General features: G+C 67.2%; 20 protein-coding genes and 1 tRNA gene. 13 read left to right on the top strand and 8 right to left on the bottom strand.

Annotated features, from left to right (window positions below; genetic code table 11):
• The first annotated feature begins 132 nt into the window (after window positions 1-132).
• The 3 genes from G539_RS0115485 (at window position 133) to G539_RS0115475 (ending at window position 1,839) form a co-directional block, all read left to right on the top strand.
• Window positions 133-891 (top strand): competence/damage-inducible protein A, encoded by a 759-nt coding sequence (locus G539_RS0115485; RefSeq protein WP_029075999.1) that lies wholly within the window; start codon window positions 133-135, stop codon window positions 889-891.
• Between the two features lie 96 nt (window positions 892-987).
• A complete protein-coding gene (gene gpt / locus G539_RS0115480; protein ID WP_029075998.1) occupies window positions 988-1,485 on the top strand; it encodes a xanthine phosphoribosyltransferase in 498 nt (165 codons plus the stop codon).
• Between the two features lie 12 nt (window positions 1,486-1,497).
• The gene (locus G539_RS0115475) at window positions 1,498-1,839 is read left to right on the top strand and encodes a hypothetical protein (RefSeq protein ID WP_029075997.1); all 342 of its coding nucleotides are present in this window, start codon (window positions 1,498-1,500) and stop codon (window positions 1,837-1,839) included.
• A 73-nt stretch (window positions 1,840-1,912) separates the two neighbouring features.
• Here G539_RS0115475 and G539_RS0115470 read toward each other — a convergent pair whose 3' ends face one another.
• A complete protein-coding gene (locus tag G539_RS0115470; protein ID WP_035831461.1) occupies window positions 1,913-2,818 on the bottom strand; it encodes a DMT family transporter in 906 nt (301 codons plus the stop codon).
• 138 nt (window positions 2,819-2,956) lie between these two features.
• On the opposite strand from G539_RS0115470, the gene G539_RS0115465 reads away from it, so the two are divergent.
• Window positions 2,957-3,820, top strand: coding sequence for a LysR family transcriptional regulator (locus tag G539_RS0115465; protein ID WP_029075995.1), 864 nt, complete (start codon window positions 2,957-2,959; stop codon window positions 3,818-3,820).
• 9 nt (window positions 3,821-3,829) lie between these two features.
• Here the strand turns inward: G539_RS0115465 and G539_RS0115460 are convergent, their stop codons facing one another.
• Complete coding sequence (locus G539_RS0115460; RefSeq protein ID WP_029075994.1) at window positions 3,830-4,501, bottom strand: hypothetical protein; 672 nt, start codon at window positions 4,499-4,501, stop codon at window positions 3,830-3,832.
• A 204-nt stretch (window positions 4,502-4,705) separates the two neighbouring features.
• Here G539_RS0115460 and G539_RS0115455 point away from each other — a divergent pair.
• A tRNA-Leu gene (locus G539_RS0115455) sits at window positions 4,706-4,790 on the top strand.
• Between the two features lie 80 nt (window positions 4,791-4,870).
• On the opposite strand, the gene G539_RS0115450 is transcribed toward G539_RS0115455, so the two are convergent.
• Complete coding sequence (locus G539_RS0115450) at window positions 4,871-5,671, bottom strand: IclR family transcriptional regulator (RefSeq protein ID WP_029075993.1); 801 nt, start codon at window positions 5,669-5,671, stop codon at window positions 4,871-4,873.
• A 118-nt stretch (window positions 5,672-5,789) separates the two neighbouring features.
• Here G539_RS0115450 and G539_RS0115445 point away from each other — a divergent pair, with 118 nt between their 5' ends.
• From G539_RS0115445 to G539_RS0115420, 6 genes are all read left to right on the top strand, one after another.
• Window positions 5,790-6,623 (top strand): transporter substrate-binding domain-containing protein, encoded by an 834-nt coding sequence (locus G539_RS0115445; protein WP_029075992.1) that lies wholly within the window; start codon window positions 5,790-5,792, stop codon window positions 6,621-6,623.
• 133 nt (window positions 6,624-6,756) lie between these two features.
• Complete coding sequence (locus G539_RS0115440; protein ID WP_029075991.1) at window positions 6,757-7,419, top strand: amino acid ABC transporter permease; 663 nt, start codon at window positions 6,757-6,759, stop codon at window positions 7,417-7,419.
• A 5-nt stretch (window positions 7,420-7,424) separates the two neighbouring features.
• The gene (locus tag G539_RS0115435; RefSeq protein ID WP_029075990.1) at window positions 7,425-8,081 is read left to right on the top strand and encodes an amino acid ABC transporter permease; all 657 of its coding nucleotides are present in this window, start codon (window positions 7,425-7,427) and stop codon (window positions 8,079-8,081) included.
• Window positions 8,082-8,092: 11 nt separating this feature from the next.
• On the top strand, window positions 8,093-8,860 hold the full coding sequence (locus G539_RS0115430; RefSeq protein WP_029075989.1) for an amino acid ABC transporter ATP-binding protein: 768 nt from the start codon (window positions 8,093-8,095) through the stop codon (window positions 8,858-8,860).
• A gap of 88 nt (window positions 8,861-8,948) precedes the next feature.
• On the top strand, window positions 8,949-10,208 hold the full coding sequence (locus tag G539_RS0115425) for a D-amino acid dehydrogenase (RefSeq protein WP_029075988.1): 1,260 nt from the start codon (window positions 8,949-8,951) through the stop codon (window positions 10,206-10,208).
• Between the two features lie 24 nt (window positions 10,209-10,232).
• Entirely contained in the window at window positions 10,233-10,592 is a 360-nt protein-coding gene (locus G539_RS0115420) for a RidA family protein (RefSeq protein ID WP_029074845.1), read from the top strand.
• 115 nt (window positions 10,593-10,707) lie between these two features.
• On the opposite strand, the gene G539_RS0115415 is transcribed toward G539_RS0115420, so the two are convergent.
• From G539_RS0115415 to G539_RS25040, 5 genes are read right to left on the bottom strand one after another with little or no spacing between them, the layout of a single operon-like run.
• The gene (locus tag G539_RS0115415; protein WP_029075987.1) at window positions 10,708-12,444 is read right to left on the bottom strand and encodes an acyl-CoA dehydrogenase family protein; all 1,737 of its coding nucleotides are present in this window, start codon (window positions 12,442-12,444) and stop codon (window positions 10,708-10,710) included.
• A complete protein-coding gene (locus G539_RS25045) occupies window positions 12,441-13,037 on the bottom strand; it encodes a GAF domain-containing protein (protein ID WP_051231481.1) in 597 nt (198 codons plus the stop codon). The genes G539_RS0115415 and G539_RS25045 overlap by 4 nt, the downstream gene beginning before the upstream one ends.
• Window positions 13,037-14,380, bottom strand: a complete 1,344-nt coding sequence (locus G539_RS0115405) for an amidase (protein WP_051231479.1) — start codon at window positions 14,378-14,380, stop codon at window positions 13,037-13,039. Before G539_RS0115405 ends, G539_RS25045 begins: the two co-directional genes overlap by 1 nt.
• On the bottom strand, window positions 14,377-15,774 hold the full coding sequence (locus tag G539_RS0115400) for a phenylacetate--CoA ligase family protein (RefSeq protein ID WP_029075985.1): 1,398 nt from the start codon (window positions 15,772-15,774) through the stop codon (window positions 14,377-14,379). Before G539_RS0115400 ends, G539_RS0115405 begins: the two co-directional genes overlap by 4 nt.
• Before the next feature lie 49 nt (window positions 15,775-15,823).
• Window positions 15,824-17,179: an MmgE/PrpD family protein gene (locus G539_RS25040; RefSeq protein WP_035831455.1), complete on the bottom strand. Its 1,356-nt coding sequence runs from the start codon at window positions 17,177-17,179 to the stop codon at window positions 15,824-15,826.
• A gap of 75 nt (window positions 17,180-17,254) precedes the next feature.
• Between G539_RS25040 and G539_RS25035 the strand changes: the two genes are divergently transcribed.
• Both G539_RS25035 and G539_RS0115385 read left to right on the top strand, forming a co-directional pair.
• Window positions 17,255-18,580 (top strand): acetyl-CoA hydrolase/transferase family protein, encoded by a 1,326-nt coding sequence (locus G539_RS25035; RefSeq protein WP_156911994.1) that lies wholly within the window; start codon window positions 17,255-17,257, stop codon window positions 18,578-18,580.
• Window positions 18,577-19,338, top strand: coding sequence for a GntR family transcriptional regulator (locus G539_RS0115385; RefSeq protein ID WP_051231475.1), 762 nt, complete (start codon window positions 18,577-18,579; stop codon window positions 19,336-19,338). The genes G539_RS25035 and G539_RS0115385 overlap by 4 nt, the downstream gene beginning before the upstream one ends.
• Window positions 19,339-19,416 lie beyond the last annotated feature (78 nt).

The raw sequence follows: 19,416 nt of genomic DNA, 5'->3' as shown, positions 1-19,416 counted from the left end.
TATCGGGCGGCGAGTTACAAGAGTTTTCACGCCGAAGGCGGCCAGGCGCGACGCTGCGCCGCCGTGCCCGAGCTCCCTTGAGCGGCGGGTGCGGGAGCGCTAAACCGGGGGGCAGACCGATGGAGTTTGTGAATGGCTGAACCCGCCACGGAAGCCGCGCCCGTCGTTACCGCAGCGATCCTCGTCATCGGCGACGAGATCCTGTCGGGGCGCACCAAGGACAAGAACATCGGCTACATCGCCGAATATTGCACCAATATCGGCATCGACATCCGCGAGGTACGGATCGTCCCGGATGTCGAGGAAGAGATCGTCGCGGCGGTGAACGCGCTGCGCGCCCGCTACGACCACGTCTTCTCGACCGGCGGCATCGGGCCGACGCATGACGACATCACGGCGGATTCGATGGCGGCCGCCTTCGGGGTTCCGATCGACCATGATCCGCGCGCCGTCGCCATCCTGACCGACCACTATCCGCCCGGCCAGCTCAACGAGGCGCGGCTGCGCATGGCCCGCATCCCGGACGGCGCCGAGCTGATCCTCAACAAGGTTTCCAAGGCGCCCGGCTTCACGCTCGGCAACGTGCATGTCATGGCCGGCGTGCCCTCGATCATGCAGGCGATGTTCGACGAGGTGACGGCGAAGATCCCGACCGGCGCGAAGATGCTGTCGCGCACCGTGCCCGTCGGCATGGGCGAGGGGCGGATCGCCAGCCAGCTTGGTGCGATCCAGGCGGATTTTCCCGACGTGTCGATCGGCAGCTATCCGAAGATGCTCGACGGCGCCTTCGCCACCGACATCGTGCTGCGCTCGCGCGATGCGGGCCGCCTCGACGAGGCTGCAACCGCGGTGGAGAAGATGGTGGCAGCCATGATGCAGGCGAATGGCTGACATGACGGCAAATTCTGTGGATCGACATCCGGCCCGATTGCATGGCAAGGAGCCGCATCACACAGGTTCCGCTCCAAACACGCGCAGGAGACAATGATGGTCGACGCTCGCAGCGACAAGGCGTTCCCCGTATCCTGGGACCAGTTTCACCGGGACGCGCGCGCCCTGACGTGGCGCCTTTCCGGTGACCAGAAGTGGCAGGCGATCGTCTGTGTCACGCGCGGCGGCCTCGTGCCGGCGGCGATCGTGGCGCGCGAGCTCGGCATCCGCATGATCGAGACGATCTGCGTCGCCTCCTACCATGACTATCAGGAGCAGGGCGCGCTCAAGGTCCTGAAGCCGGTCAGCGACGAGGTCATGAACATCGGCGGCGGCGAGGGCGCCGGCGTGCTCGTCATCGACGATCTCGTCGATACCGGCCGCACCGCTCGCCTCGTCCGCGAGATGCTGCCCAAGGCGCACTACGCCACGCTCTATTCCAAGCCGATGGGCCGCCCCGTCGTCGACACATTCATCACCGAAGTGTCACAGGATACGTGGATCTATTTTCCGTGGGACATGGGTCTCGCATTCCAACCGCCGATCGTCGGCTAGGAGACTACGAAGATGAGCGAACCGAACGAGCCCGCCGACGACGAGGATTTCGAGGCCTTTGCCGAGGAATATGAAGAGCATCGCGACGCTCTTTATGACCTGATCTCGGACTACGCCGACGACCAGCAGCTCGATGACGGCCTGCTCGCCGCCATGGTGCTCGACCTGGCCGTCTCGCTGCGCATGATCGCTTATGCCAACAGCGTCGAGAAGCCGTCCGTCAGCGGCCTGAAGATGGAGCTCGACCGCTTCAACAAGGACGCCGAGGAGCATGCTCGCTCGGCCAAGCAGGACGCCGAAGGCTTCATCGCCGAGGTCAAGGCGCAGCGCGAAGAGGGCGAAGGCGAGGCCTGAGCCCGTCTCGATCCGCAAATTCCGGAAGCGGCGGTGCCCTCGCGGGCGCCGCCGTCTTCATGTCCGCTCCGCCTCAGCCGCGCGTGACCATCGCGATCCCCAGCGCGATCGGCACGATGCCGAGGCAATCGACCAGGCTGACCGGTTCGCGGAAGATGAGCCAGCCGAAGGCGAGGCCGAGTGGCGGCATCAGGAAGTGCAGCGACGACGCCTCGGTCGCGGTCTTGGTCTGCAGCAGGCGGAACCAGAGCAGATAGGCGCCGATCGACACGGGGCCGACGAGATAGAGCCAGCCGCCGATCAGCGACGGCGTGAACTGGATCGCGGCCGGATCTTCCAGCGCCAGCGCGACGGGCAAGAGCAGGATGCCGGCGGCGAACGACTGGATCGCCGTGCCGGTCCAGAGATCGCCCGCCGGCTTCCACGCCTTGAACAAGACCGTGCCGGCAACGAGCGAGAGCAGGCCGGCCAGCACCAGCAGCGTGCCGTGCCAGTCCTCGGTGCCGCCCGAAAGCCGCGAGCGCAGCACGATGGCGACGCCGATCATGCCGAGCAGCAGGCCGCCGAGCTTCAGCGGTGTCAGCCGCTCGCCGAGCATCGGCGCCGCCAGCAGCGCCGTCAGAAGCGGGTTGGCGCTGATCAGCACGGCCGTGAAGGCGGAGGAAACCGTCTGCATGCCGGAAAAGCTCAGGCCGAGATACAGCGCGCTGTTCAGTCCGCCGAGAACGACGAGCTTTGCCAGCGTCGTTCGATCGGGCGCCTGGAAGCGGCCGGCCGCGCAGGCGAGGCCGAGTAGCAGCAGGCCCGCGACCACGAAACGGCTCGAAAGCAGCGAGAGCGGCGGCGCATAGGGCAGGGCGAACTTCGCCGCCGCGAAGGCCGAGCTCCATATCAGGCAGAATAGCGCAATCATGCCGAGACCGGCGAGATTGCCAGCGCGTCCCGGACGAGGGGCCGTGGCCGCCGCGATTGCTGTCATTCGATCCGTCATCGTCCGCCTGCCGCTGGTGAAGTCCCGGCCGGGCCGGTTGCACGCTGCAATAGCCCGTTTCCATGCTATTATGAAATTCGATGTCTGGATGTCTTGCATTTGAAATATCGATCCGGAGGCGCGGCGATGTTCGAGCTCGACCTGTTGAAGACCTTCGTCTCGGTGGTGGATTCCGGCGGGTTTACGCGGGCGGGTGAGCGCGTGCACCGGACCCAGTCGACCGTCAGCCAGCAGATCCGCAAGCTCGAGGAGGCCGCCGGCGCGACGCTCCTGCTGCGTGAGGGGCGCGGGGTGCGGCTCACCGCCGAGGGCGAGCGGCTGGTCGGCTATGCGCGCCGCATCCTCGCCCTTTCCGAAGAGGCGCGCAGCGCCGTGGGCGCTGCCGCTTCCGTCGAGCAGGTGCGCCTCGGCCTCACGGAGGATTTTGCCATTGCCGAGCTGACCGGGCTGGTGTCGCACTTCTCGAAGATGCGTCCGGATTGCCGGCTCGACGTCCGCTGCGATCTGTCGGTGGCGCTGGAAACGGGGCTGGAACGGGGCGATCTCGACATCGTGCTCGTGAAGCGCGACGCCGATGGCGGTCCGGCCGAGGGCGCGTGGCGCGAGCAACTGCTCTGGGTAGGCGGCGAGGGGCGCGACTGGCGCCGCGCCGATCCCGTGCCGCTGATCGCCTTCCCGCAGGGCTGCCGCTATCGCAACCGCGCCGTCCATGCGCTCGAGGCATCCGGCCGGCGCTGGCGCGTCGCCTATGAGAGCGCCAGCCTGATCGGCGTCGAGGCGGCGATTTCGGGGGGATTGGGCGTCGCCCTGATCGAGGCGCGGGCGCAGAAGCCGGGCTATCGTGTCCTGGCGCCGGCGGACGGGTTTCCTTCCGTGCCACCGACCGAGCTCGCCTTGCGCATGGCGCCGGGCGCGCGCCGCCCCGTGCTGGAGCTTGCCGAGCTGATCATCCGCTTCTGCGAGCGCGAGGGACTCGCGCGCGCAGCGTGAGGCAAACGCTCAGGCCGTCAGGGTCAGGCCGATTGCCTTGCCGTCGGCGTCGAGTGCGCCGAACGTGCCGTCCGGGCCCTCGCGCCAGTCGGCGATCGCGCCGGCGCGGACATGCAGGTGCATGTCGGGCTGGATCAGGTTCAGGAAGCCGTGGCTGAAGGAGGCCCCGGAGATCGTGCCGGTCCAGCGATGCGATATGCCGGGCTTCTTTGCTGCCAGCGTCACCGGTTTGCCGGCGTCGGCGGCTGCCTTGAGGGGCCCGTCGGCCGGTTCGCCCTCGCCGGGCGCCGGGCGGGCGGCGGGAGCTGCGGCGGCGAGCGGTGTGCGGGCGATGCCTTCGAGCGCGGCGTCGAAAGGCTCCAGCCCGTCCAGCGCCGTGATCTTGGCGAGGGCGTTGCCGTCGGCGTCGAAGAGCTCGATGAACGGCATGACGGTCTTCATCGCCATCTGGTCGATGACGACCTGGGCGATCGCATCGGCGGCGATTCGCGTCTCCCGGCCGGGGCCACGAAGCACGATGTCGCCGGCCTCTTCGCCGACGCTCTCGATCGTCCCGATTCCCTCGAGCAGCGCGCCGCCGGCCCGGATGCCGATCAGGACGCTGCCGATCGCGGGAACGCGGCCGAGCACGGCGAGCGGCTCCAGCGGCAGGGCATGGCGATGGGAAGCGGGTTCGGTCATGGAAGCACCTCTTTGGCTCGGAGCAGAGAATCAGGGGCGAGCCGTCGTGGTGCCACGTTCACCCGATCCGGGATGTAGCAGGCGGCGCTTGCTGCTGGAAGGCCGCCGCCGCCCAGGCCGCCAGCGGCGGATTTGCACAACCGGCGCGGCGGTTGTGCAAGGAGGCTATCCAACCCCTTCCGGAAATGGCAGAAAGCCGCCGCTGCGGGCGTGGCGAAACTGGTAGACGCAAGGGACTTAAAATCCCTCGACCTCGGTCATGCGGGTTCGATCCCCGCCGCCCGCACCATCGTCCCGATACATGCTGTCGCTCGGTGGTCCGATGCCCGGAAGCCTTGAGATTCTGCGAGTAGGCGAGGCCCTCGGGCCTCAGGCCGCGCTCGCGGCCATCAGCTTTTCATAGGCGCTCTGGCCGAGGTCCCAGGGCGTCAGGCGGAGGAAGTCGCTGACCTGCTCGGCGGTCCGGGCGAGCTTCTCGACCAGCTCCTGCGTGCGGGATTCCAGGTGCGAGGTCGGCATGACGATGCTGACCGCGCCGATTCGCTCGCTGCGCCGGTTGAAGATCGGCACGGCGATGGTGCTGACGAAGTCGTCGATGAGCTTGTAGCCGACGAAATAGCCGTCGATCCTGGCCTGCTCGATCTCGGCCATGAACTCGTCGAGCGAGATCCGGACGCCGGAATTCAGCGTGAAATCGCTGGCCGGCACATGCCTGGCGATGATCGCCGCCGGGACGTCGGAGAGCAGGACCCGCGCCGCCGCCGTGGCCGGCACCGGCACCATGGCGCCTTCGACGGTGCGCAGGTAGCTGTGCTCCTTGAGCGTGGCCGACAGCACGATCAGCTGCTTCCAGTTGTCGATGATGTTGAGCTCGATCACCTCGCCGGTCTCCCGGGCCAGGTTGCCGAGGATCTCGCGCGCGATCTGCTCGAATTTCGCGTGGCGGGAATAGGCGAAACCCATCCGCGCGAACTTGTTGCCGGGCGAAATGAGCCCGTCGGCCGTTTGCGCCAGCCAGCCCCGATCGATCAACATATCCACAAGCGTATACAGCGTCGAACGCGGACAGGAGATGGCGCTGGCGATGGCGTTCCTCGTCGCTGGCCCGTCCGAACTCTCGAAAAAATCGAGAATGTCCAGGATGCGGTCGGTTCCCTTGGCGCGCTGCATCTGATTCCCCCTGTCGTTTTCATTTTTCACAAACGCGCTTGACACGCCATGTCCCCTATAGTGAATACTCGTCCTTACAAGGACATATGTCTCTTGTAAGAGAAAGAGGGGACGTGCAATGAAAAAATCGCTCGCAGCAACCTTGATCGCCGCCGCAGCCGTGGCCGCATCGGGCAGCGCCGCCTTCGCTGGCAAGCTCGAGGACGTGCAGAAGCGCGGGAAGATCGTTGTCGGCACCGGCAGCACCAATGCGCCGTGGCACTACATCGACGAGAAGGGCGAGCTGAAGGGCTTCGACGTCGCGATCTCGAAGATCATCGCGAAGAGCCTCTTCAACGACGAGACCAAGATCGAGTTCGTCGACCAGTCGGCCGACGCGCGCATCGCGAACCTGGTGACCGACAAGGTCGACATCACCTGCCAGTTCATCACCGTGACGCCGCAGCGCGCCCTGCAGGTCGAGTTCACCGCGCCCTATTATCGCGAAGGTGTCGGCCTCCTGGTCAGCCCGAACTCGAAGTACAAGACGCTCGAGGAGCTCAAGGCCGCCGGCAGCTCGGTGACCGTCTCCATGCTGCAGAACGTCTTCGCCGAGGAGTTCACGCACAAGACGCTGCCCGAGGCGACGGTCGACCAGTATGAGAGCCAGGACCTCGTGGCCCAGGCCGTCAACAGCGGCCGCGTCGACGCGGCGGTCATCGACGCCTCGAACATCCGCTGGCTCGTCAAGCAGGATCCGGCGAAGTACATCGACATCGGCTACTACTGGCAGCCGATGACCTATTCCTGCGCCGTCAAGAAGGGCGACCAGGAGTGGCTGAACTGGCTGAATACGGCCATCCAGGAGGCCATCGCCGGCGTCAACTTCGACGACTACGCCAAGGCCTATAACGAGTATTTCGGCATCGAGCTGGCCCCGCCGGCGATCGGTGCGCCCGTCGAATTCCGCTAGTCGGGACGGTTCGCTGTCCGGTGGCGCCGCTTGCGGGGCCATCGGACAGGACGGAAGCATGCGTGGGCGCCGCTCTCTCCGGCGGGGAGGGCGGCGCATTCGGTCGCCATCGACAGCTTCGACGGAAACGTGAATGAACTACTCATTTGACTTTGTGCCGATCTGGCGCAACTTCGACACCCTGCTGTACGGCCTCGGGATCGGTCTCTCGCTGGCGGCATTGTCGATTCTGATCGGAGTTGTGATCGGCGGCATCGTGGCGTTCGGTCTGGTTTCGAAGAATAAGCCGACCGCCTGGATCGCGGGTCTCTATGTTTCCTTCATCCGAAACATCCCGATCCTCCTCGTCATCTTCTTCATGTTCTTCGCTCTGCCGCAGCTGGGCATCCGCTTCAGCAAGATCACGTCGTTCGTCGCGGCGTTGTCGATTTATGCCGGCGCCAATCTGGCGGAAGTGTTCCGCGGCGGCCTGCAGGCGATCCCGAAGGGCATGACCGAGGCGGGGCTCGCCGTCGGCCTGCGCCCGATGCAGATCCGCCTCTCGATCATCATTCCGCTGATGCTGCGCTCGACGCTGCCCTCGATGGGCAACGCGTTCATTTCGCTCTTCAAGGATACGTCGCTGGCGGCCGCGATCGCGGTGCCGGAGCTGACCTTCTACGCCCGCAAGATCAATGTGGAGAGCTTCCGCATCATCGAGACGTGGATCGTCACCAGCCTGCTCTACGTGGCGGCAACCTTCACCATTGCCTCGCTGCTCCGCCTCCTCGAGGCGCGTCTGGTCATCAAGAGGTGACGGTCATGGATCTTTCCGCCTTCTTCGTCGAACTGGCCAATGTCTGGCCCCGCCTGCTGCAGGGCTCGATCGCGACGATCACCGTCTCGTTCCAGGCCATCGCGATCGGCAGCGTCTTCGGCTCGCTGCTGGGCCTGATGATGTTCTACGGCCGGATGCCGGCCCGCATCTGCGGCTGGATCTACCTCGACTTCATCCGCGGCACGCCGGTGCTGGTGCTGATGCTGGCGAGCTTCTACATCGTGCCGCTCGCGGGCCTCGGCCTGTCGTCGACCGGCGCCGGCATTCTTGCGTTGTCGGCCTTCTGCACGGCGCATGTGGCCGAAGTGTTCCGCGGCGGCCTGGCCGCCGTGCCGCCGGGCCAGTCCGAGGCCGCCAAGAGCATTGGCCTGACCTTCCCGAAGATCCTGTTCTACGTGCTGCTGCCGCAGGTGCTGCGCCAGGCCCTGCCGGCCTGGATCAACGCGGCGGTCGAGATCGTCAAGGCCTCGTCGCTCCTCGCCGTCATCAGCGTCCCGGAACTGCTGCTCACGACGCAGCAGATCGTCTCGCGCAACTTCATGAACGCCGAGTTCTACCTGGTCTGCGGCCTGATCTATTTCGCCATCAACCTCACCCTGTCGAAGTTCGGCAAGCTGGTCGAAAAGCGTCTGGCATTCTGAGGAAATCCATCATGAACAGCATTCTCGAAATCTCAGGCCTCCGCAAAAGCTATGGCCCGCTCGAGGTCATCAAGGGCGTCGACCTGTCCATGAAGCCGGGTGAGGTCGTCTCGATCATCGGTTCCTCCGGCTCCGGCAAGACGACGCTGCTGCGCTGCATCAACCTGCTCGAGGAGTTCCAGGGCGGCGACATCCGCATCGACGGGCAGCTCATCGGCTACAAGACCAGCAACGGCAAGCGCGTTGCCCTTCCCGAGCGCGAGCGCGCCAAGAACCGCGCCCTGACCGGCATGGCGTTCCAGCAGTTCAACCTCTTCCCGCACATGACGGCCCTCGGCAACGTCACGCTCGGCCTGCGCAAGACCCGCGGCATGGGCAAGGACGAGGCGATATCCGTTGCCGAGAAGTGGCTGGAGCGCGTGGGCATGTCCCAGCGCAAGAACCACTATCCGATCCAGCTTTCCGGCGGACAGCAGCAGCGCGTGGCCATCGCCCGCGCCATCGCCATGAACCCGAAGCTGATGCTGTTCGACGAGGTCACCTCGGCGCTCGATCCGGAACTCGTCAACGAGGTCCTGAACGTCATTCAGGACCTGGCCAATGACGGCATGACCATGCTGCTCGTCACCCACGAGATGCGCTTTGCCTACCAGGTGTCGAGCAAGGTCATCTTCATGGAGCATGGCGTGATCGCCGAAGAGGGCGACCCGAAGGAAATGTTCCACAACCCGAAGTCGCAGCGGCTCGCCGAATTCCTCGGAAAGTCGAAATTCCAATAATATGATGGGCGCCGCCTCGCCCTGACCAGGGAGGGCCCGGCCTCTCGGGCCGGCCCCACCGAGCACAGTTCATTCTGGAGACTTTCATATGCGTATCATTGTGCTCGGTGGCGGAGTCATCGGCGTCACAACGGCCTATGCCCTTCGTCAGGAAGGGCATGAGGTCGTCCTCCTGGAGAAGGAGCCCGCCGCCGGTCTCGGCACCAGCTACGCCAACGCCGCCCAGATATCGCCGGCGCTTTCCGCCCCCTGGGCGGTTCCCGGCCTGGTCGGCAAGGCGCTGCACTGGATGTTCGAGAAATACCCGCCGCTCATCATCAGCAAGTTTCCCGATCCGGAAATGGTCCGCTGGCTGTGGCGCATGTGGCGCGCCGCCTCGCCGGAGCAATATGAGCGCTCCAAGCGGGCGATGGTGGCGATCGGCGAATACAGCCGCGACCGCTTCCGCGAGCTGCGCAGCGCGATCCAGATCGACTATGACGGGCGCGACCGCGGCACGCTGGTGCTGTTCCGCTCCGAGAAGCAGCTCGGCATCTACGAGCGCGACATGAAGACCCTCGCCGCGATGGGCGTGCCGGCCGAGACGCTGCGCCCCGATGCGCTGGCGCTTCGCGAGCCGAACCTCGCCATCCGCGAGAACGGCATCGTCGGCGCGGCGCTCCTGCCTGGCGACGAGACCGGCGACTGCCACCGCTTCACGCAGGCGCTCGCCGCGCAATGCGTGCAGGACGGCGTCAGCTTCCGCTATGGCGAGACGATCCGAGAGCTGAAGGTCAGCGGCGATCGCGTCCGCTCCGTGATCACGGACAAGGACGAATACAGCTGCGACGCGGTCGTCACCTGTCTCGGCGTCGGTAGCGCCAGGCTGCTGGCCCCGCTCGGGATCAAGCTGCCGATCTATCCGCTCAAGGGCTATTCGCTGACGATCCAGGCGGATAGCGACGCGATCGGGCCGCATTCGACCGTCTCGGACGAGACGTTCAAGATCGGCGTCACCTATCTCGGCGACCGCATCCGCGTCGGCGGAACCGCCGAACTGGCCGGCTACAATCTTTCGCGCCCGGAGCACCGCTACAAGGGGCTCGAATATGTGGCGCAGGCGCTGTACCCGAAGATTTCCCGCGAGGCGATCGCCAATGCGGAGCGCTGGAGCGGCTTGCGCCCGATGACGCCGGATGGTCCGCCGGTCATCGGCAAGACCGGCATCAGCAATCTCTACCTCAATACCGGACACGGCACGCTCGGCTGGACCATGTCCTGCGGCGCGGCCGGCGTTCTCGCCGATCTGGTCGCCGGGCGTCGGCCGGCCGTCGACATTTCCGCCTTTTCGGGCACCCGTTACCAATAACCCCTGAACGAGAGAGGACATTTCATGATCACTCGTCTGCACCAGAACCAGCGCATGAGCGGCGTCGTCACCTGGCCCGCCTCCGGCTCGATGGTCGTCGTCTCCGGCCAGGTCGCCGATGACAAGACGCTCGACGTCGCCGGCCAGACCGCCGACGTGCTGGCGAAGATCGACCGCCTGCTGGCCGATGCCGGCGTCTCCAAGGCCGATGCCCTCTATGCCTACATCTGGCTGCCGGACATTGGGGACTTCGACGCCATGAACGCCGTCTGGGACAAGTGGCTCGCCCCCGGTTCGGCGCCGGCCCGCGCCACCGTCGAGGCCAAGCTCGCCGATCCGGCGCTCAAGGTCGAGATCCAGGTCTTCGCCCACAAGGCGTCGTAACCGGGATCGACGTCGCCTGCCGCATGGCAGCGTATCGCGTCGACTGAAAAGGCTCGGGCCCGCCTCCCTCAGGGATGGCGGGCCCGTTTCGCTTCCAACCTGTCAGACGGGACGTTCAGCTCAGGGCGCTATCCGCCTCGGCCGGGTTCAGGGGCGCGCCGTTCAGGATCGACTGGCCGAGGCCCGGGATGGTGCTGGCGAGCGTCGCGTTGAAGAAGCGCGACAGCAGGCGGCGGGCCGGCGCCGCATCGCCGGCCGCGTTGGCCAGCTTCAGCAACTCGATGCCGCCGAGAGTCAGGGCGAACAGCCGGAGATAGGGTGTCGCCGACGCCAGAACCTCGTCCCGCCGTCCGCCGGCCATCCCGTCCAGCAAGTGACGGGACGTGGCGCGGAGGATTTCCACGGCCGCGCGAAGGTGACGATTGTCGGCTTCCCTGGTCGATGCCGCGAGCACCGTCTCCATCTCGGCGATGAGCGCTGCGATGACGCCGCCGTCCTCCTGGCCGATCTTGCGGGTGACCAGATCGATCGCCTGGATGCCGTTGGTGCCCTCGTAGATCGGGGCAATGCGGGCATCGCGATAATACTGGGCAGCCCCCGTCTCCTCGATATAGCCCATGCCGCCATGCACCTGGACGCCGAGCGACGCGACCTCGACGCCGGTGTCGGTGGCGAACGACTTGGCGATCGGCGTCAGCAGCGAGGCGATCGCCAGCGCGCGCCGTCGCTCTGCCTCGTCCTCGGCGTGCTCGCTGCGGTCGATGGCGGCCGCCGCCCTGTAGCAGATGCCGCGCGCCGCCGCCGTCTGCGCCTTCATGGTCAGGAGCATGCGCTGGACGTCGGGATGGGCGAGGATCGGCGACGGTTCCTTGACCGCCGGGTCGGCGCGTCCCTGGCGGCGCTCGGCGGCGAAGGCACGGGCCTTCTGGTAGGCGCGCTCGGCGACGCCGACGCCCTGGATGCCGACGGCGAGGCGGGTGTTGTTCATCATGGTGAACATGCAGTTCAGGCCACGATTCTCCTCGCCGATCAGATAGCCGATCGCGCCGCCCGCCTCGCCGAACGCCATGGTGCAGGTCGGCGAGCCGTGCAGGCCGAGCTTGTGCTCCAGGCCGACGCAGACGAGGTCGTTGCGTTCGCCCAGCGAGCTGTCCGGATTGACGAGGAATTTCGGCACCAGGAACAGCGAGATGCCGCGGGTCCCCTCGGGGGCTCCCGGCAACCGCGCCAACACGAGATGGACGATATTCTCCGTCAGGTCATGCTCGCCATAGGTGATGAAGATCTTTTGGCCGAAGATCCGGTAGGTGCCGTCGTCGGCAGCTTCGGCGCGGGTACGGATGCCCGAGAGATCCGAGCCCGATTGCGGCTCGGTCAGGTTCATCGTGCCCATCCACTCGCCGGAGACGAGGCGGGGCAGATAGAGCCGCTGCAGGGCTTCCGGCGCATGGCTGATCAGGGCCTCGATGGCGCCCTCGGTCAGGGTCGGGCCGATGCCGAACGACATCGACGCCGAATTCCAGATCTCGCGGCAGGCCGCCTGCACGATGCCGGGCAGTTCCTGTCCGCCCCAGGCCTCGGGAGCCGAGAGGGCGTTCCAGCCCGACGTCCGCCAGTCGGTGTAGAGCGCCTTCCAGCCAGGCGAGGTCGTGACGACGCCCTCAGCGAGATGCGGGCCATTGCGATCGGCGATGGCGTTCAGCGGCGCGATCGCCTCGGCGGCAAAACGCGTGGCTTCCGTCAGGATGGTCTCGACAAGATCGAGCGTCAGAGTGTCGTCCAGCAGGCTGTCGAGCTCGCCGGAGGCGCGGAGCGTCGCGAGGATGTCGGCGACGGGAGCGGCACAGGTCATTTCAATCCTTCCGAGGAAGCGCGCCAGGCGTCGGCCGGCGGATAGGTCGAGGCCATCCAGGCCGGACCGCCCTTGGCGACCCAGCTCGCGGCGGCGAGCGGCGCCAGCGCATCCAGGATGGCGAGATCCGCGCTGCTCAGCGTGTTGCGCGCCTGCGCCGCCACGAGGATCAGGCCGAGGATTTCACCCTCCCAGAGCATGGGGGCATAGAGCGCCGATCCCATGCGCGATGTCTTCAGATATTGCCGGAACGAGCGGTCCTCGTCGGTGTTCGGCAGCACCAGCGACTTCCGGTTGGCGACCACCCAGCCCGGATTGCCGCCGTCGATCGGCACCATCAGGCGCCTCTGCTCGGCGGGAAAACCGGTATTGCCGACCAGCATCAGATAGTCCCGGTCCGGCGTGATCATGAAGCCGCCGGACACGTAGAACTGCTTCTGGCCCGGATCGAGCGCGCCCGGACGGGTATGCGCGTCCGGATCGCCGAGCTCCGAGGCGCGGCGCATGATGGTGTGGATGGCGGCCTCGGCGTTGCTGGCCTGAATGGCCTCCCGGCCGGCGGCGGCGACGAAGTCGAGCGGGTCGTCGATCATCAGCTTGTCATCTCCGAAAGCGCAGAGGCGATGCCGAGCAGGCGGCCTTCCGCGAAGGCGGGGCCGACGAGCTGGGCGGAGTTCGGCTTGTCGCCCGGCAGTGGGAAGGCGACGGCGGGCAGGCCGGCGATATTGGCGAGCGCGGTGAAGTCGGCCTGGTCGGCCGGTGCGGGCGATCCGTGCGGGAAAGCGCGCTGTGGCGCCGTCGGCAGGATCAGCGCGTCGACGCCGTCAAGCGACTGCCGCGCGGCATGGCCGAGCTGCTCCAGCGCCCAGTAAGCGGCGGCGATCCGCTCGCCGGGCGCCTTGCGGCCATAGTTCAGGAAACTGCGGAAGCCGTCCGAGAAGCCGGCGCCGAGCGTGTCGAGATCGTGGGCGAGCAGGCTGCCGGCTTCGGCCTCGGAAATCAGCAGCCCGGCGCGGCGGGCCTTGCCGGTATCCCAGCCCGGGATCGTCACGTCGCGGATGGTCGCGCCGGCCCGCTCGGCGCGGGCGAGCAGCGCGTCATAGGCGGCGCGCACTTCCTCTTCGCAGGGCACGGCGTCGACGACGGAGGGGCGTCCCAGCACCACTCCCGCGAGGTCGGCCGGAACGGGCGTCGGGTCCCATCCGGCCGGCGCTGCGACGCTGCGCGGATCCCTCGCGTCCGCTCCCGCCATGGCGGCGATGGCGAGCGCGAGGTCGGCGGGCGAATGGGCGAGCGGGCCGATCGTGTCGAGTGTCCAGGAGAGATAGGTGAGGCCGGAATTGCCGATGAGGCCGCGGGTCGGCTTCAGTCCCCATGTGCCGCAATAGGCAGCGGGGATGCGGACCGAGCCCATCGTGTCGGTTCCGAGCGTGATGGCGGCGAGATCGCCCGCCACCGCCGCGCCGGAGCCGCCGCTGGAGCCGCCCGGCGTGCAGCCCGGCACGCGCGGGTTCTCGCAGCGGCCATAGGTCGGGTTGTCGGTCGTCGCGCCGAGTGCCCCTTCGTGCAGGTTGAGCTTGCCGAGCAGCACGGCGCCGGCCGCGCGCAGCCGGGCGATGACGCCGGCGTCTTCCGCCGGCACGCGGTCGCGATAGGCGGCGATGCCGGCCGTCGTCGGCATGCCGGCGACGTCGATATTGTCCTTCACCGCGATCGGCACGCCGTCGAGCGGGCCGAGCGGACGGCCGGCGGCGCGCCGCGCGTCGCTCGCCGCCGCCTCCGTCAGCGCCGTCTCCGGCGCGACGGTGATGAAGATGTGCCAGTCGTCGTTGGTCGCGGCGATGCGGTTGAGCGCGGCCCGCGTCAGCGCGGCCGAGCTCGTCCGCCCGGCCGCGAGATCGCCGGCCAGCGTCGTGGCGCTCGGCAGGTCGCTCATGACGCGTCTTTGCGGTTGTCGATCAGGCGGATCGGCTTTTGGCGCACCTCGATCTGCGTCAGGTGGACCAGCGCGCCCGGCGCGGCCAGCTTGACCGCGATCTCGACGCCGAGGCGGGTCTTGAGCAGCGCCTCATAGGCCTCGGTCGGCCGGTCGAGCGCGCCGCTCGCCTCGATATGCACCGTCATCTCGTCGCGTCCGCCGACGCGCTCGACCTGGCATACATACTCGCTCATCAGATCGGCGTGGTTCTCGGTCAGAAGGGCGCCGATGCCGGTCGGATAGATGTTGATGCCGCGCAGCTTGACCATGTTGTCGCTGCGGCCGAGGAAGCCGACGATGCGGCGGAGGTTGAGGCCGAGCGGCGAGGAATCGGTCTTGAACGCCGAGACGTCGTGCGTGTTGAAGCGGATGATCGGGAAGACGTCGTCCTTGAACAGGCAGGTGCAGACCATGTCGCCGCTCTCGCCGTCGGCGACCGGCGCGCCCGTCGCGATGTCGAGGATTTCCAGATACTGGGCGTCTTCCTGCACATACATGCCGGAAAGGTCGGGGCCTTCGCCGGCGATCGCGCCGGTGTCGCCGACGCCGTACCAGTCGAACACCTGCGAGCCGCCCCAGGCGCGGCTCATGGTCTCGCGGCTTTCCGCGCCCATATGGCCGGAGATCACGCGGACCGGGATGTCCCGGCCGGGCTCGAGGCCGGCTTCGCGGGCGACGTCGGACAGGCGCTTGATGTAGTCGCCGAAGCCGACGATCGCTGTGGCGCCGAATTCCTTCATCAGGCCGACCTGGTTGGCGGAGCGCGTCTCGACGCCGGTGCCGGCCGTCATCATCTGCGCGCCGACCCAGTGCAGGATCGATTCACGGACATAGTGACCGCCATTGACCATGCCGTGGCCGTACACGGAGTGGACGATGTCGTCCCGCGTGATGCCCTGCAGCGCATAGAAGCGGCCGAGCAGGAGGTTCTGGATCTCGCGGCTCTTCGCGCCGAAGAGGAGCGGCTGCGGCTTGCCTGTCGTGCCGCTGGTGGTCTGGAAGACGAGGGGCGGGCGCTGGTCGGCGGGATAGGCGTCGAGGCCGTGGAAGTCGCCGATTGGGGGATGCGCCTCGACCGAGGCCATCAGGTCGGACTTCGAATAGGCCGGCAGCTTGACGATGTCCTCGATCGAACGGATGTCGCCGGGCTCCACACCCTTGGCGCCCCAGAGCCGCTGGTAGAACGGGATCTTCCAAGCGAAGGCGACGATCTTCAGGAAACGCTCGTTCTGGATCGCACGCAGCTCGTCGCGGCTGAGCGCCGTGAAGCGCTCGACGAAGCGCTCCGGGCGGCCGTAATCGCGGATGATTCCGGGATAGTCCATCGCTTCGAAGTAGTTGGGCGGCAGCATCGGGTGTCGGTTCCCTGTCGTGTTTGGAAGGAATGGGGCGGCTGGCGCTCTAGGGCGCCTTGGCCATGGCGGCGCGGAGCGGGGCGAGCGTGCCGCCTTCGGCGAGGCCGAGTGCGGCCGCGATGAGTTCATCGGTGCTTTGACGCGAGAGGCCGGCCGCGGCCATCAGGTCACGTGCCTTGCCGAACAGCGCCTCGTCGGAAACGGGGTTCTCCGTGTCGCCCCAGGCGTCGGCGACGCTGTGTGTCAGTGTCTCGCCGCTTGCGAGCGTGACCGTGACGGCGCTGCCGAAATGGCGCGGATAGGGCGCGGTGAAAACATCGCTGGCGACGACCGTGGTCCGTTCGCGCAGCGCCACGAGTTCGGGACGGCCGAGCGCCGGCAGTTCGAAGGCGTCGAGCGGCGGCGCGCCGTCCTGGAGCGTGACGGCGACGGCATGCTGCAGGCTGAACTTCGCCTGCAGGGTCGTCTCGGGCCGGGGCCTGTCGCAGAACAGCTTGGCGTCGGCATAGGTGTCGATCGCGATCGCCGCGATCGGGCGTCCGCCGAGTTCGCCGCGAAGCGCCAGCGCCGCGTCGATCGCCGCATGGGCGTGGCGGCAGGCCGGCCAGGGCTTGAAGCTCGTCTCGGCGATCTTCCAGGCGCTTGCCGCATCGGCGACGACGTCATCCGGCGAGGCGCCGGGGCAGGTCGCGGCGAAGAAGCCTTGCGGTCCCTCGAGGATGAAGCGGGGACCGGTGAAGCCGCGCGCCGCCAGCCGCGCCGCCATCAGCCCCCGCCGCGCCGCCTCGGCGACGTGCAGCGTCTTGGTCATCACCGGCTCGTTGCGGCATTGCCAGAACCCGCCCGCCACGCTGCCGGCATTGCCGAGCGCGGCGACCATGGCGGCTGGATCGAGGCCGAGTAGGCTGCCGGCCGCCGCGGCCGCGCCGAAACCGCCGGAGGTCGCGGTATTGTGGAAGTAGGCATAGTGGCCGGGCCCGACGGCGGCGCCGACGCGGATGATCGCCTCGTAGCCCTGGATGATCGCATCGAGGAGGTCCTCGGCCCAGGTGTCCTCCGTCGCCGCCGCCAGCGCCGCCGGAATGACGACGGGACCGGGATGAAGCAGGGCGGCGCGGTGGACATCGTCCATTTCGAGGACGCTGCCAAAGCCGCCCAGCACGAAAGCTGCCGTCGCGGGATCGGTTCGGCGCGCTCCGAAGAGCTGCGCCGTGCCGGTTGTTGCCCCGGTCGCCTCCGCCTCGATGCTCCGTCCGGTTTCGGTGGTGCGACCGATCGCGGCGCAGCCGATCCAGTCGACGAGATGACGCGCGGCCCGCTGCCTGTCGCTGGCGGAAATCGGTCGCGCCAAAAGGCCAACCAACCGTTCCGTCGCGCTTTTTTCGTCTGCGAGACCCGTCATCGCCCTTGCTCCGCAACGGCGTTTGCCGCACAGTGACCTAAAATTTGTCCGGACATATTTACCCAGGCTCGGTCGTTGTGCAAGTGCGAATACAGCGGTTCGGCACCTGGAATCGAAGGTGAAAATCTGGTGGTGCGTTCAATCCCCAAGCTCTCGGCGCGAGAGGCGGCGGCCCTCGCGCCGCCCGGTGCGCGGGTCTACCTGGCCGGGTGCTGCGGCGAGCCGGGCGCGATCCTCGACGCGGTTTCGGCCGAGCCGGATCTCTGGCGCGGCGTCGAATTGCTGGGCGCCTATATCCCGGGTGTCAATCGCCGCGATCTCTCGGCGATCGGTCACGAGACCGTCGCGCGCAGCATTTTCGCTGCCGAGGGATTGCGTCCTGGACAATCGGCCGGAACTGTCGCGATCTGGCCGGCGCACTATACCGAACTCTACCGTCACCTGGCCGAGCCCGGGCGTGTCGATGTCGCCTATTTCCAGGTGCCGCCGCCACGCGCTGACGGCACGGTCGGCTTCGGCGTTGCTGCCGATTTCTCGCCGGCACCGGTTCAGGCGGGCGCCCGCCTCGTCGGTCAGATCAACCCGGATATGCCGGATGTCGTCGACGGCCCGCGCGTCCCGGTGGAGCGCTTTTCCGCCTTCGTCGATGCGGCGGCGCCGCTGATCACCTATGATTCCGGTCGCCGCGACCCGGTGATCGACGCCATCGGCGTCCGCATCGCGGGGCTGATCCGCGAGGGCGACACGATCCAGCTCGGTCTCGGCAAGATGCAGCAGGCGGTTCTGGACGCGCTCATCGACCATCGCGACCTCGGCTTCCACAGCGGCATGATCTCCGATCCGATCCTGCCGCTGATCGATCGCGGGGTGTTCTCGAAAGGCATCACGACTGGCGTCGCCCTGGGTAGTTCCGTGCTCTACGAACGGGCGCGTGCACTGCCGCAATTGCGCTTCCGGCCAGTTGGCGAGACACATGCGATTGGACACTTGTCGCGAATCGAGCGCTTCATCAGCATCAACTCGGTGATCGAGGTGGATTTATTGGGACAGGCGAACGCCGAATTCTTGGGCGGGCGCCAGGTAAGCGGGCTGGGTGGCATGGTCGATTTCGTTCGTGGCGCGCGCGCCTCCTCGGGCGGGCGCTCTTGGCTCGCGCTGCCGGCGAGCGCCGAAGGTGGCCGGCGCAGCCGCATCGTGCCAGCGCTGCCGACGGGCGTGGCGGCCGGCGTTTCGCGAACCGATGTCGACTGCGTCGTCACCGAGCATGGCGTTGCCGATCTGCGCCGGGCGAGCGTCGCCGAGCGCGCCGAACGGCTGATCGCGATCGCCGCGCCGCAGTTCCGGGACCAGCTAGCCGATGACTGGCATGCGATGCAGCGGACAGGGGGCATGGCGTCATGAGCAAGCCCGCGACCGCCGCAGGCGATCTGCCGCGCTATCACCAGATCAGCAACATCCTGACCGAGCGCATCGAGCTCGGAAAATATGCGATCGGCGACCTGCTGCCGACCGAGCAGGACCTCTGCGCCGAGTTCGACGTCAGCCGCTACACCATCCGCGAAGCGCTGCGCCGGCTCACCGAGGCGGGACTGGTGCGCCGCCGGCAGGGCTCGGGGAGCCAGGTCGTCGCCAACAAGGTGCCGGCCAATTTCGTCCATTCGATGCGCTCGCTCAGCGAGTTGTTCCAGTATGCGTCCGACACGGTGTTCAAGATCACCGCGGTCGAGATGCAGGTGCCGGAGCCGGAGGTGCAGCCCTATCTTGGCGAGACGGCCGATGAGCCCTGGCTTTATGTCGAGGGCGTGCGCCTCGAGGCGGACGGCCGCACGCCGATCGCCTTTTCGCGCGTCTTCATCAATCGCGAGTTCGAAGGCATCGCCGGCGATCTGCCGAGCGTCGGCGGCACGATCTTCCGGCTGATCGAGCAGCGCTACGGCGTCACGGTGGAGGATGTCGAGCAGGAGATCCGGGCCGAGCCGATGGGCAAATACGCCGCCAAGCTGCTGGGCTCGTCGACGCGGATCTGGGCCGTCCGCGTCATCCGTCGCTATTTCGGCGAGGACGGCAAGATTCTGCAGATCTCGGTCAACTATCACCCGGCCGACCGCTTCTCCTATTCGATGCATCTGCGTCGCGAGGGCGCGAAAGGCTGGGTCTGAGGCCCAGCCTTCAGCTCAGAGCCTTTCAGCATTTCATGGAATCGATGAGAGGCTCTGACTCTTTGTTGGGTCGCGTTT

This window comes from Kaistia adipata DSM 17808 (assembly GCF_000423225.1).
Classification (GTDB): domain Bacteria; phylum Pseudomonadota; class Alphaproteobacteria; order Rhizobiales; family Kaistiaceae; genus Kaistia; species Kaistia adipata.
This window is presented reverse-complemented; position numbering and strand designations above follow the sequence as displayed.